Raw genomic sequence first — 13362 nt, forward strand, 5'->3', positions numbered from 1 at the left:
TCCGGTCGAGCGAAGCTACTGTCGAGTAGGCTCGAACCGGACACCCCCGATGTCGTCCGCGGATGAGGTGCCGCGGTGGAAAAGGAAGCTTAGGTGAGCCGTCGCGACCAGCGTCCCCGAACGGGCGACGCGACGGATCCCGCTGCCGCCAGACAGGTCGGGGGCCGCTGGCGCCTTCGCAACTGGCACCTGCGGACCAAGCTCTTCGTCGTCCTGCTGATCCCCGCGCTCGCCGTGATCGGGCTCGTGGGCCTGCGCGTGACCACGGACCTGCGCGACGCCCAGCAGCTCGCCGAGTTCGCCGCCCGCGGCCGTGTCGACAGCACCGTGGCCGAGGTCCTGCACCAGCTGCAGCGCGAGCGCGACGTCACGGTGCGGTTCGTCGCCGGCAACCGCCACGGCGCCACCACCGACCTCACGGGCCAGCGCACGCGCGTGGACCAGGCGATCGGCACGTTCGAGAAGACGCTCGCCGACAGCAAGCCGCGCCTCGACGCCGTGGCCGCCAGCAGCCTGCAGCAGAGCGACGACCGGCTGCGGGTGCTCAGCGGCCTGCGCTACTCCGCCGAGCACTCCGCGTTCCCCGCCGACGCCGTGCTCCGCTCCTACAGCGAGCTGATCTCCGGCCTGCTCGACATCAGCGACATGGCCGCCGCCGACGTGTCCGACCCCGATCTCGCCCGGCTCCGCCTCGCCGGCAACGCCCTCGCGCGGATCAAGGACCAGATGTCGGTCAAGCGCGCGATCATGTCCGAGGCGCTCGCCGAGGGCAGCCTCAACCGCGACCGCACGCGCGCGCTGCTGGGCGCCGAGGCCGAGCTCAACGCCGCGCGCAACGACTACCGCACCTTCGCGACGCCAGACCAGCAGCGGATGTACGACGACACGGTGATCGGCCTCGTCGTCGACATCGGCAACGACATGGTCGACTCGGCGCTGACCCGGGCGGAGAACGGCCAGTCGCTGCAAGGTCTGGACCCCAACCAGTGGGACACCGCGGCCACCTACACCGTGAACCTCGCCCACCAGGTGCAGGAAGCGCTGCTCGTGCAGCTCCAGGAGCAGACCGATTCGCTCGCCGCGCGCGCCCGCACGTCGACGATCTGGGACGGCGGCATCGTGCTCGCCGTGCTGCTCGTGGCCGGCATCCTGTCCGTGGTCATCGCGCGTTCGCTGCTGCGGCCGCTGCGCGTGCTGCGGCGCACGGCGCTGGACGTGGCCGACCACCGGCTGCCCGAGGCCGTGCAGCGGCTGCTGACCGATCCCGATCCGGCGCCGGAGAACCTGCGCCACCGCGCGGCCGTCGCGCCCGTGCCCGTGTTCACGCGCGAAGAGGTGGGCCAGGTCGCGCGGGCGTTCGACGCGGTCCACGGCGAGGCCGTGCGGCTCGCGGCCGAGCAGGCGATGCTGCGCGAGAACGTCAACTCGATGTTCGTCAACCTCTCGCAGCGAAGCCAAGATCTCGTCGAACGACAGCTGTCGGTGCTCGACCGCATGGAGGCCGGCGAGCAGGACCCGGACACGCTCGCGGGCCTGTTCGAGCTCGACCACCTCGCTACGCGCATGCGCCGCAACAGCGAGAACCTGCTGGTGCTCTCGGGCACCGACCTCGTGCGCGAGGACAGCGGACCGGTGGTGGCCGACGAGATCGTGGGCGCCGCACTGTCCGAAGTGGAGGATTACCAGCGCATCGAGCTCGGCTCCGCGCCGACGCTCGCGGTGCGCGGCGAGGCCGTGAACGACCTCGTGCACGTGGTGTCCGAGCTGCTCGAGAACGCCACGCGCTACTCGTCGGAACGCACGACCGTCACCGTCGAAAGCGCCGAAACGCCCGACGGCGGCTGGCGCATCGAGATCACCGACCGCGGCGCCGGCATGCCGCAGGCCGAGATCGACCGCACCAATGCGCGCCTGGCCAACCCGCCGGACGTCGACGTCGAGGTCTCGCGCCGGATGGGCCTGTACGTGGTCGCGACGCTCGCGCAGCGCCACCACATCGACGTTTCGCTGCGGCTGGCCGAAGGCACCGGCATCACGGCGGCGGTGCTCGTGCCGGCCGAACTGATCGTCGACGCGCCGCCGTTGCCCGAGCCGCCCGCTCCCGTCGCCGCCGAAGCCGAGCCCGCGCCGGAGCTGTTGCCGCCCTTGGCTCCGCTGGCCGCGGTGCCTGTGGTCGCGGAGGAAGAAGCCCCCGAGCCGCCGGCGGAGGCGCCGATAGTTCCGGTGCTCGAACCGGGCCCGCCCCGCCGCGCGCCGGTGGTGGAGAGCACGCCGCCGTGGCCGGCGCAGGAGGACCGTTCGCACCTCGACCTGGACGCGCCGACGGAACGGATGCCCGCCTACCGGGACGTGCTGTCGCGGTGGTTCGACGCGGCCGTGCCGCCGCCCGAGGGACGGGCGCCGGTGCCGCCGGAGCTGTTGCCGGTGGCGGAACCCGTGGCAGAACCGGAACCTCAGCCGGGACCCGTACCGGAACCGGTGGAGCCCGAACCGCCCTCGCGGCACGCCCGCACGGTGCCGGAACCGGACCGCGTCGAACCGGCGTTCCCGGTCGAGCAGTTCCCCACCACCGACCCCGACGAGAGCCCGGCCCCGCCGGAGTGGCCGACCTCGGACGAGCTGGAGCAGGAGGACGGCGCCGAGAACACGTGGCCGTTCCTGCGCGTGTCCGATATCGAAAACGCAGGCGAAGACGGCATGGAGGCCAGCCCCGGGCAGGTGCCCGAGCAGCGGCCGATACTCTCGCTTTCCCCCGAAGCGGTGCGCGAGCGGATGACGAGCCTTCAAGGCGGGTTCAGGCGTGGCCGGCACGCCCGGGGGGACGAGAACCCCACGACCTGATCGAACGGATGACCCATGAGCTCGAAGACCGCCCTGCTGGAAGTGATCGCGCTGGGTCCGGAAGACGCGCAGCGCGCTCAGGAAGGCGGGGCGGACCGGCTCGAACTGGTCGCGGACATGGCGCGGGACGGGCTCACGCCGTCGGAGCAGACGGTGCGCGACGTCCTCGCCGCCACCGACCTGCCGGTGCGCGTGATGCTGCGCGGCAGCGACGGTTTCGCCGCCGGTGACCTCGACGCCCTGCGCGCCGACACCGCGAAGCTCCTGGCCGCCGGCGCGCGCGAGTTCGTGTTCGGTTTCCTCACCGAGGACAACGAGATCGACGTCGACGCTTGCCGCTCGCTGCTGAAGGAGCTCGACGGTGCGCCGTGGACCTTCCACCGCGCCATCGACCGCGCGCGCGACCCGCTCGCCGCGTTCGACGTGCTCACCGAACTCGGTTGCGACACGGTGCTCGCGGCCGGCAGCCCGCACGGCGTCGGCAGCGGCCTTTCCGTGCTGCAGCGCCTCGCGCGCCGCACCGAGGGCCCTTCGCTGCTCGTCGGCGGCGGCCTGCGCGCGCAGCAGGTGCACCTCTTGCGCGCCGGGGGAGTGCGCGGCTTTCACGTGGGCAGCGCGGTGCGTCCCGGTGGCTGGGAGTCCCCTGTGGACGCTGGTGCGGTTCGGGAGTGGGCTGAACTCGTCAAAAGCTGAGTTAGGGTGTGCGGAAGTCTCCCGCCCGGGTGACTTTCCGGGCAGTACGAGCCGAAGGCACGGAGCATGGAGGCGAGTCAGGACGGCAGACGTGACGACACGCCGCTTTCCCGTGCCTGGAGCCGGGTAAAGGACGAAGCGCGCCTGCTGCGCTCCGCCGTCACGGTGGCGGCCCTGTGCGACTCGGCCGTGGCGTGGCTCGGCGTTGCCGGGGCGTGTGTGCTGGTGAGCACCGGCCCGGGCAGCCAGGAGGTGCGGGTGGCCACCGACGACCTCGCCACCGTGCTCGCGGAGCTCGAGGTGATGGTGGGGGAAGGCCCGGTGCGCAGCGCGCGGGAGCTGGGTTCGCCGGTGCTGGTGGGTGACTTCGACGGCGTCGAACAGTCGCGCCGCTGGCCGCTGTACGCACCGCTGGCCGTGCAAGCGGGAGTGCACGCTCAGTTCGTGCTGCCGCTGCGCGTGGGGCTCGTCGACGTGGGCACGGTCGTGTTCCACCGAAAGGCTCCTGTGCCGCTGGAGCCCGTTTTGCTGGCCGACGCACTGGCCTACGCTGAACTGACGCTCCTTCTCCTGCTCGACGAGCAAGTCGGCACGGCAGGCGACGAGTCCGTGGACCTGTCACTGCGATCGGCGCAGGTCCACCAGGCCACCGGCATGGTCGCGGCGCAGCTCGACGTGCGTCTCGACGATGCGTTCGCCGCGTTGCGGGCGCGGGCGTTCGCGGAGCAGCGCCCGCTGTCCGACCTCGCCGCCGACGTGGTGAACAGACGTGTTCGATTCGAGCGGGAAGGGGGAACTCGGTGAAGCACGCGTTCGGTGTGGTGGGAGATGGTACGGGTGGCTGACGGGCAGCTGGTGGACACGTTCGTGGAACTGGCGGACACGCTCACCGACGACTTCGACGTGATCGATTTCCTCCACCTCCTCGCTGCCCGGAGCGTCGCGCTGCTACCGGTGGACGCCGCCGGCATCCTGCTGGCCGGCCCGAGCGGCGCACTGCAGCTCGTGGCCAGTTCCGACGAGCACGTGCGGCTGCTGGAGCTGTTCCAGCTGCAACGCAACGAAGGCCCCTGCCTCGACGCGTTCCGCACGCGCGCCCCCGTGAGCGCGCCCGACCTCGCGCTCGACGACGCCGGCTGGCCCGCCTTCGCCGCGGCCGCGCTCGGCCACGGTTTTCACTCGGTGCACGCGCTGCCGATGCGGCTGCGCTCCGAGGTGATCGGCGCGCTCAACCTGTTTTCGGCGCGCCCCGGTGAGCTTTCGGAGGGAGACCTGCGGGTCGCGCGCGCGATGGTCGACATCGCGACCATCGGCCTGCTGCAGGCGCGCACGATCGAGCAGCACGAGGTGCTCGTCGAGCAGCTGCAGACCGCGTTGAGCAGCCGGGTCGTGATCGAGCAGGCGAAGGGGTTCATCGCGGAACGGCTGAACCTGGAGATGGACCAGGCGTTCACCGTGCTGCGGCGGTTCGCGCGCGGCAACAGCCGGAAGCTGAGCGTGGTGGCGGCCGAGGTGGTGAACCGCTCGGAGACCGTGCGGGAGCTGTTCCGGAACCCACCGATGCGCTGAAACGTTTCGACCGGTCGGCGGAGTGCACAGCTGTGTTTCGGCGCTAACGTCGGTTGCTTCGCCCTGGACCTCGGCGGAATCGGTATCGGTCCGGTCCGGCAGGTGCAGGAGGCGGCGCGCCATGGGCGTGCGTATTCAGTTCGGCGTGCTCTCGAGGAATCGGCGAGGGGTTTCCTCGATCGCGGCGCACCCGTTCGTGATGGGTGTGCGGCTGATCCGAAGGCTCTCGCACCGCCGGGCCCGGAGCCCGGGTTGACGCGTCAGTCGTCTTTTTTCTTCGGCTCCGGCCCGTCCCGCATCAGGCGGCGCAGCTTGGTCAGCGCCCGGTGCTGGCTCACCCGGACGGCCACGGCGCTCGGCAACCCCAGCGCCGCGGCTGTTTCTTCGGCGGAATAGCCGAGGACGACCCGCAGCGTCAGCAGTTCACGCTGCTCCGGCGCCAGGTGTCCCAGCAGCTCCTCGATCTGCAGCCGCGAGTCGGTCTGGGCGAACTCGTCGGGTCCGGGGCGGTCCTCGTCGCCGGCGTCGGCATACGGGTCGGCGCGGTTGCGCGAGCGACGGCGGAACTCGTCGACGACCTTGTTCCTCGCGATGCCGAACACGAACGGCAGGAAGCTGTCCGTCTCGTACCGGTAGCGCGGCAGCTCCACGAGCACCGCGATCAGCACTTCCTGCGCACAGTCCTCGGCACCGCCGCTGAGGCCGAGCCGGCCACGGCAGTAGCGGAGCACGAAGGGGCGCACGAACTCCACGAGCTCGGCCACCGCGGCGCGATCGCCCGCCACGGCAGCCGCGACGAGCCGGCTGTCCGGACGCGGCGACGGCGCGCGGTCGTCGGTGGCCATCCACATCGTTTCCCAGGTCGGGCGGGCCGCCGGACCGAAGTGGCGCGGCGGCATGAGCACGCACGACAACCGGGGGCCGGGGACGCCTGGCGAGCCTCCGACAGCCTGCTCCGAGGGGCCGGGATTGTCCATCGGACAGGCCCGGCAGGGCGAGGACTCGCGTCAGTGCACCCGGCCACTGCGCGCAACGCCGCCGGCACTTTCGTGTTCGCCCGGTGGATGGCCGGCACCTTGGCGAAGAACCGCGTGTATCGCTCGGCGCCGTCTTCGCCCGCACCCGGATCCCACCGGCGGGCCAGCTCCGCGCTGAGCTCGGTGAACCCGTGTTCGATCGGGAACCACCCCAAACCATCCGTAAAGGGGTAATCCGGGAGTAAGCGCAATTTCGGGACAGCTCCGGCGAAAACCTGCCGAAATTGCTCTCGTGAAACATAAACGGACTGTGAAAAGCTCAGCCAAAAGTAGGTTCCTCGGCGGCTTATGCTCCTTCCCAGGTCGACGCACGAAGTGTTTCGGCCAGGTCCCCCACCGTTTGAGAGGAATTGCCATGCGCTTGCGCAAGCTCGTCGCCGCAGCGGTCCCGCTGCCGGCGTTGCTGTGCCTTTCCCTGGCCGGCGTGGCCCACGCCGATCCCTTGATCACCATGAGCGGCAACGCGGCGCCGCTGGCCTCGAGCGCCCGCAGTGGCGACGTCGACGCTGGTCAGCAGATCAACGCGGCGCTGTCGCTGAAGCTGCACAACCAGCAGGCCCTCCAGCAGTTCCTCTCCGACGTCCAGAACCCGGCCTCGCCGCAGTACCACCACTTCCTCACTCCGGAGCAGTTCAATGCGGCATTCGGCCCAACGCAGGCCGACGTCGCCAAGGCCGTTTCATTCCTGAAACAAAACGGTGCGCGCGGAATCGAGGTTTCCGGTAACCGGCAGGCCATCACGTTCACCGGTTCGGCCGCACAGCTCGAATCCACATTCCACACCCGCCTCGGCAATTACACCGACACGACCACCGGTCGCAAGTTCTTCGCCAACGACTCCGCCCCGGCGCTGCCCGCCTCCGTTTCGTCGGTGGTGCAGGCCGTGGTCGGCCTCGACAACCACGCCGTGAAGGAGCACTCGGCCACCACCGCCGCGCCGAAGGTGGTCAAGGCCGTCACGCCGAGCATCCTCAAGACCGCCTACTCCACCAGCGGCCTCTCGGCCACAGGCACGGGCGTGAACGTCGGCTTCGTCGAGTTCGACGGCTACCGCAAGTCGGACATCACCAGCTACGACTCGAAGTACGGCCTCTCCGGCGGCAGCGTCACCACCGTCCCGGTGAGCGGCGCCAACTACGACTCCAGCCCGGGCGACGGCGAGGTCGAGGTCGACCTGGACATCGAGGTCGTGCACGCGCTCGCGTCGAAGGTGAGCTCGTTCGTCTACGAGGCCCCGAACTCCAACGCCGGCGAGCTGGCGATGTACCAGAAGATCGCGTCGGACGCGCGGGTCAACGTCGTCTCCATCTCGTGGGGCTCGTGCGAGTCGGCTGAAGGTTCGTCGGCCGCCAGCAGCGTGAACAACGCGATCGCCTCCGGCACCGCCGAGGGCATCACGTACTTCGCCGCCGCGGGCGACGACGGCACCACCGACTGCGCCCGCCAGACCGGCAGCCTTTCGAAGGCCGTCGACTTCCCGGCGTCCAGCCCCAACGTCACCGGCGTCGGCGGCACCCAGCTCACCGTGACCTCGTCCAACGGCTACAGCAGCGAGAAGGCCTGGAACGACGGCGCCTCGGCCGGCGCCGGCGGCGGCGGCATCTCGACGCTGTTCAACGCCCCGTCCTGGCAGTCGCACCAGAGCACCACGAAGCGCAAGGTCCCGGACGTCGCCGGTGACGCCGCTTCGGGCTCCGCGTACACCATCGTCAGCGAAGGCAGCAGCGGCAACGTCTGGGGCACCTCCGGCGCCGCCCCGCTGTGGGCCGCCTTCACCGCCCTGCAGAACCAGGTCCACGGCGGCTCGCTCGGCAACCTGAACCCGACCTTCTACAGCATCGGCAACGGCTCCTCGTACTCCACGGGCTTCCACGACGTGACCACCGGCAACAACACCTTCAACGGCACCACCGGCTTCACCGCCGGCACGGGCTACGACCAGGTGACCGGCTGGGGCTCTTTCAAGGGCACGGGGCTTTCGGGTCTGATCGGCTGAGTTTTCCTTGCAGTGGGGCCCTTTCCTTCGGGGGAGGGCCCCGCTTTCGTGTTTGACCACCGCCGAATTTCCTGGGATGGGCGGGATGTCCGGATCCTGACCCGGGTCGCTCTTCGTGAGCTGCTGCGCGGTCCGGCGGAGTTCACCGCGCTCGTCGACGCCAGCGCTGTGCTGTCGTTGGCTTTCGACGAAGAGGAGAGCATGCGGTTCATCGAGAAGGTGCTCGCTGAACTGAGTGCGGAGCTAACGACCGCTGAGCAATGAGGTGCTCAGCGGTCGTTGTCCACAGCGACCCCGAGTTGTGGACAAGTCGGGGCCGCAATGGCTTGTGACCCGATTCTGTCGGGGGTGGCCGATACGATGGACATGGGCGCGCCCCCTAGGGAGGGCGGGGGTTTGTGTCGGTGGCGGGCTGCCCCGGTGCAAGAGGTGGCGGGCTGCGCCCGGTGCAAAAGAATGCCTGTGAGACCCCCGAAAGACGAAGGCGGACCATGACTTCCACCCGGCAAGACGGAGACACCTGGGACCTCGCCTCCAGTGTGGGGGCGACGGCGACCATGGCCGCGGCGGCGAGGGCGATTGCGACGCGGGAAGACCAAAGCCTGTTCGCCGATCCGTTCGCCGAGCCGCTCGTGCGGGCGGTGGGCATCGATCTGCTCACGAGGCTGGCCAGTGGGGAAGAGCCGCCCGGAGACTTGGTGGGGCGGGTGGCGATCGATGTCGCCAAGGTGCGCGGGAAGTTCTACGACGATTTCTTCCGAGAAGCGACCCAAGCCGGCATCAAGCAAGCCGTGATCCTGGCCGCCGGTCTTGATTCCCGCGCCTACCGGCTGCGGTGGCCGACAGAGACGGTCGTGTACGAGCTCGACCAGCCCGACGTCATCGAGTTCAAGGCCCGCGCCCTGAGCGAGCTCGGCGCGGAGCCGACCGCGGAGCGGCGCGCCGTCGGGATTGATCTGCGTGAGGATTGGCCCGCCGCGCTGAAAGCCAGTGGGTTCGACGTGACCGAGAAGACCGCGTGGAGTGCCGAAGGGCTGTTGGGTTACCTGCCGCCCGAGGCGCAGGATCGGCTGCTGGACACGATCACCGCCCTCAGCGCGCCGGGAAGCCGTGTGGCCACCGAGAGCCGGCCGAACCCGAAGCCGGGTGACGACGAGAAGACCAAGGCGGGGCTGAACCAGATCGCGCAACGCTGGCGGGAGCAGGGTTTCGACACGGACATGGCGAAGGTCCGCTACTACGGCGAGCGCAACGAAGCCGCCCCCTACCTCACCGGCCTCGGCTGGGAGCTCAGGGGCGCCACGATCGCGGAGCTGCTGTCCGCCAACGGCCTGCCCCTGGCGGACGACTCGCTGCGGCTCAGCGACGTGCGCTACGTGAGTGGCACCAATGTTCACTCGGGTGGGTGAGACAACCCGCCGGGAGCCGGGATAACCTCCGGATCATGCGCACGATTCGCGACGCCACGCGGGAGCTGCTCCGGAATCTCGGCCTGACCACGGTGTTCGGCAACCCCGGCACCACGGAGATCGCGTTCCTGACCGAGTGGCCCGACGACTTCACCTACGTCCTCGGGCTGCAGGAGTCGGCCGTCGTGGCGATGGCGGACGGGTACGCGCAGGCGACGCGCAAGCCGGTGCTCGTGAACCTGCACTCGGCCGGTGGCGTGGGCCATTCGCTGGGCCACGTGTTCACCGCGTTCCGCGACCGGGCGCCGCTGATCGTGCTGGCGGGGCAGCAGACGCGCTCACTGCTGCCGGACGAGCCGTTCCTGGGGGCCGTGGAAGCGGCGAACTTCCCGAAGCCCTACGTGAAGTGGAGCATCGAGCCGGCGCGGGCGCAGGACGTGCCGGCCGCGATCGCGCACGCGTACTACATCGCGACGCAGGCGCCGCAGGGGCCGGTGTTCGTCTCCGTGCCCGTGGACGACTGGGACGCCGAGGCGACGATGCCGCTGCCCACCGGCCGGCGGACGCAGAGCTTCGCGCCCGACCCCGAAGCCCTCCAGGAGCTGGCGAAAGCCCTGGACCACGCGGAAAACCCGGCGCTGGTCGTCGGCGCCAGTGTGGACGGCGACGGCGCGGTGCCCGACGTGGTCGCGCTCGCCGAGAAGCTCAAGGCCGGCGTCTGGGCGGCGCCGATGTCGTCGCGGTGCTCGTTCCCCGAGGACCACGAGCTGTTCCTCGGCTTCCTGCAGCCCGAGCGCAAGGCGGTGGCCGAGGCGCTGCGCGAGCACGACGTCGTGGTGGTGCTGGGCGCGCCCGCCTTCACCTACCACGTGTACCGCGGCGAGCCGGAGCAGCCGTTGCCGCCGCTGTACCTCGTGAGCGACGACGAGCAGATCCTCGCCCGTGCGGGCAACGGCACCGGCATCCGCTCCACGCCGAAGCTCGCCATCCAGGCCCTCGCCCGAGAAGTCACCGCGAAGAGCCGCGAAACCCCGGCCCCGCAAGCAAAACCCGCCAAGCCCGCCGAAACCACGCCGATCTCGCCGGACTTCGCCTACGCCACGGTCGCGGACCTGTTGCCGGACAACGCGATCGTCGTCGAGGAGACGCCGAGCCACCGCAACTGCCTCCACGACCACCTGCCGATCACCTCCACCGACACCGGGTTCCTCACCGTCGCGAGCGGGACGCTCGGCTACGGCCTCCCGGCGGCCGTCGGCGCGGCCCTGGGGCGGCCCGACCGCAAGGTCGTCGCGATCCTCGGCGACGGCTCCAGCATGTACTGCGTGCAGGCACTGTGGACGGCCGCGCGCGAGAACGTGCCGGTCACCTTCGTGGTGCTGGACAACGCGCAGTACGCGGCCGTGCGGATCCTCGGCGAGTCGGCCGGTGGCAAGAAGGTGCCGGGCACCGAGCTCGGTGGCATCGACTTCGCGCAGCTCGCGCAGAGCATGGGCGTGCCCGCACGGACCGTCGAAGAGGGCGCCGACCTGCGAGACGCGCTCGCCGAAGCCCTCGCCGAAAACGGTCCCGCCCTCGTGCACGTCAAGGTGGACCCGAATCCGCAGAAACTGTATTGATCTTCGCGATTGACCCGACCGGGTGACGCTGTTTGGATGACCGGGTGCAGCCTCTACTGACTCCCGGACAGCAGGAACTCGTCGCACAGGCCGGCAAGCTCGCCGACGTCTTCGCCGAGCGCGCCAGCCTGCACGACCGCGAGAACTCCTTCCCCCACGAGAACTACGACGACCTGCGGGAAGCGGGTTTCCTGCGCCTGTCCGTGCCGGAGGAGCTGGGCGGCTTCGGCGCGGGCCTGCCGGAGATCCTGCCGGTGCTGGAACGCCTGGCGATGGGCGACGGCGCCACCGCGCTCGCGTTCACGATGCACCTCTCGCCGCTGGGGCAGTGGGCGAGCGTCTGGCGGCGCACGCAGTCGCCGCGGCTGGCCGAGCTGCTCACGAAAGCCGCCGAGGGCAAGCTGATCTGGGCGTCGGTGACCAGCGAAACGGGCCTGCGCAACGACATGACGGACTCGAACACCGAGGCCGTCCGCGTCGAAGGCGGGTTCGAGCTCACAGGCCGCAAGAGCTTCGCCACCAACACGGCCGTCGCCACGCACTGCTCCACCACCGCGCGGTACGAGGACGCCGAAGGCGGCCCGCGCCTGATGCTGTGCCAGATCGCGCTCGACCAGCCCGGGGTGAAGATCCACCAGACCTGGGACACCATGGGCATGCGCGGCACCCAGAGCAACGACGTCGAGCTCACCAAGGTGTTCGTCGAGGACAGTGCCGTCGTCCACTCGCTGCCGGTGAAGCACCTCGACGCGCGGGTGCTGGAAACCGTGTGGTCGTGGGCGATGCCGGCGTTCTCGGCCGTCTACACGGGAGTCGCGGCCGGGGCGCTCGACTGGACCGTCCGCTCGCTGCAGAAGCGCGGCAAAACGGGCGATCCGGTGCTGCAGGACGTGATCGGCGAGTGCCAGATCCTCCTCGACAGCTCGCGGGCGCTCATCCGCAGCCACGCCGAAGACGTGATGTCGCGCCGCCTCTTCACCGGCGACGTGCAGGACGGAGTGGCCCGCTGCGCCGTCGTGAAGTACGTGGCCGCCAACAACGCCGTGCAGGTGATGCAGCGCCTCGTCGACGTGCTGGGCGGCATGTCGTACACGAAGAAGCTGCCGTTCGAGCGGATGTGGCGTGACGTGCAGGCGAGCACGTTCATGCCGATGGGCAACCTCGCCACGCGCAAGCTGGTGGGCGCCAACGTGCTCGGCGTGCGGACGCTGCCGGAGATCGGCCCCGACGAGACCGGCCCGGACTCGCGAGCCAAGGCCTGAGACGCGAAAACGGGGCACCCGCGGAGGGCGCCCCGTTCCGCAAGAACAGCTTCAGCTCTTGGCTTCGGCCTTCACCGCAGCCGCAGCTTCAGACTCGGACTCGGACTCCACCAGCTCACGCTCGGCCTCATCCGCGCGGGCAGCCGAAGCCGGCCCGTGCAGCAACCGCGCCACCTCGCCGCGCAGCGTCACGAACTCGGCGGACTCCCGCGTCGTGATCTGGTCCCGCTCCGCCGGCAGGTCCACGGGCAGGTCGGCGACGATCGACGCCGGCGACTTCGACAGCACGAGCACCCGGTCACCCAGGTACACGCTCTCGTCGATGTCGTGCGTCACCAGCAGCACCGTGGTGCCCTGTTCGCGCTGCACGCGCCGCAGCAGGTCCTCCAGCTCGAAGCGCGTCTGCGCGTCCACGGAGGCGAACGGCTCGTCCATGATCAGCAGCGCCGGCCGCGACGCCAGCGCCCGAGCGATGGACACGCGCTGCTGCATACCGCCCGAAAGCTGCCACGGGAACTTCGCCCCGACCCCGTCCAGCCCGACGGCCGACAGCGCCGCGGCGGCCCGCTTGCGCCGCTCGGCCTTGTCGAGTTTGGTCCAGCGCAAGGGGAACTCGACGTTCTTCGCCACCGTCAGCCACGGGAACAGCGAACGGCTGTAGTCCTGGAACACCACGGCGAGGTCGTCGGGCACGCCGGTGACCAGGTCGCCGTGCAGGCTCACGGTGCCCGACGTCGGCGGCACCAGGCCCGCGATCGCGCGCAGCAGCGTCGACTTGCCGCACCCCGAAGGGCCGACGATGCACGCCAGCTGGCCCGCCTCGACGGTGAACGTCAAGTCGTTCACGGCGACGTGCGCCTTGTCGCCCGTGCCGTAGCGGTGGCTGAGGTCGGAGACCTCGAGCATGGTCGACATTCTGACTACCTTCCGGAAAGT

The 13362-nt window shown here is 70.2% G+C and carries 11 protein-coding genes; 9 read left to right on the forward strand and 2 right to left on the reverse strand.

The genetic code is table 11. From position 1 onward, the window contains the following. Nucleotides 1-93: 93 nt before the first annotated feature. The 4 genes from AB0878_RS24000 to AB0878_RS24015 all read left to right on the forward strand — a co-directional run bounded on the left by AB0878_RS24000 (nucleotide 94) and on the right by AB0878_RS24015 (nucleotide 5103). Entirely contained in the window at nucleotides 94-2841 is a 2748-nt protein-coding gene (locus AB0878_RS24000; RefSeq protein ID WP_366582474.1) for a nitrate- and nitrite sensing domain-containing protein, read from the forward strand. Nucleotides 2842-2856: 15 nt separating this feature from the next. Then, on the forward strand, nucleotides 2857-3534 hold the full coding sequence (locus AB0878_RS24005; protein ID WP_366582475.1) for a copper homeostasis protein CutC: 678 nt from the start codon (nucleotides 2857-2859) through the stop codon (nucleotides 3532-3534). 66 nt (nucleotides 3535-3600) lie between these two features. Beyond that, on the forward strand, nucleotides 3601-4338 hold the full coding sequence (locus AB0878_RS24010) for a hypothetical protein (RefSeq protein WP_366582476.1): 738 nt from the start codon (nucleotides 3601-3603) through the stop codon (nucleotides 4336-4338). 24 nt (nucleotides 4339-4362) lie between these two features. Beyond that, nucleotides 4363-5103 (forward strand): GAF and ANTAR domain-containing protein, encoded by a 741-nt coding sequence (locus AB0878_RS24015; RefSeq protein WP_366582477.1) that lies wholly within the window; start codon nucleotides 4363-4365, stop codon nucleotides 5101-5103. Between the two features lie 260 nt (nucleotides 5104-5363). Here AB0878_RS24015 and AB0878_RS24020 read toward each other — a convergent pair whose 3' ends face one another. Next, complete coding sequence (locus AB0878_RS24020; protein ID WP_366582478.1) at nucleotides 5364-5948, reverse strand: sigma-70 family RNA polymerase sigma factor; 585 nt, start codon at nucleotides 5946-5948, stop codon at nucleotides 5364-5366. A gap of 547 nt (nucleotides 5949-6495) precedes the next feature. Here AB0878_RS24020 and AB0878_RS24025 point away from each other — a divergent pair. The 5 genes from AB0878_RS24025 to AB0878_RS24045 all read left to right on the forward strand — a co-directional run bounded on the left by AB0878_RS24025 (nucleotide 6496) and on the right by AB0878_RS24045 (nucleotide 12426). Then, nucleotides 6496-8136, forward strand: coding sequence for a S53 family serine peptidase (locus tag AB0878_RS24025; RefSeq protein WP_366582479.1), 1641 nt, complete (start codon nucleotides 6496-6498; stop codon nucleotides 8134-8136). Nucleotides 8137-8184: 48 nt separating this feature from the next. Beyond that, nucleotides 8185-8400, forward strand: coding sequence for a hypothetical protein (locus AB0878_RS24030; protein ID WP_366582480.1), 216 nt, complete (start codon nucleotides 8185-8187; stop codon nucleotides 8398-8400). A gap of 293 nt (nucleotides 8401-8693) precedes the next feature. After that, on the forward strand, nucleotides 8694-9545 hold the full coding sequence (locus tag AB0878_RS24035; protein ID WP_366582481.1) for a class I SAM-dependent methyltransferase: 852 nt from the start codon (nucleotides 8694-8696) through the stop codon (nucleotides 9543-9545). A gap of 35 nt (nucleotides 9546-9580) precedes the next feature. Then, nucleotides 9581-11164 carry a benzoylformate decarboxylase gene (mdlC, locus tag AB0878_RS24040; protein WP_366582482.1) on the forward strand — a complete coding sequence of 528 codons (1584 nt, stop codon included), beginning with the start codon at nucleotides 9581-9583 and terminating at the stop codon, nucleotides 11162-11164. Between the two features lie 44 nt (nucleotides 11165-11208). Next, nucleotides 11209-12426: an acyl-CoA dehydrogenase family protein gene (locus AB0878_RS24045; RefSeq protein ID WP_366582483.1), complete on the forward strand. Its 1218-nt coding sequence runs from the start codon at nucleotides 11209-11211 to the stop codon at nucleotides 12424-12426. A 51-nt stretch (nucleotides 12427-12477) separates the two neighbouring features. On the opposite strand, the gene AB0878_RS24050 is transcribed toward AB0878_RS24045, so the two are convergent. Then, nucleotides 12478-13341, reverse strand: coding sequence for an ABC transporter ATP-binding protein (locus AB0878_RS24050; protein WP_366582484.1), 864 nt, complete (start codon nucleotides 13339-13341; stop codon nucleotides 12478-12480). Nucleotides 13342-13362 lie beyond the last annotated feature (21 nt).

Origin of the sequence: Amycolatopsis sp. NPDC047767, from assembly GCF_040704195.1 — a bacterium.
Taxonomy (GTDB): domain Bacteria; phylum Actinomycetota; class Actinomycetes; order Mycobacteriales; family Pseudonocardiaceae; genus Amycolatopsis.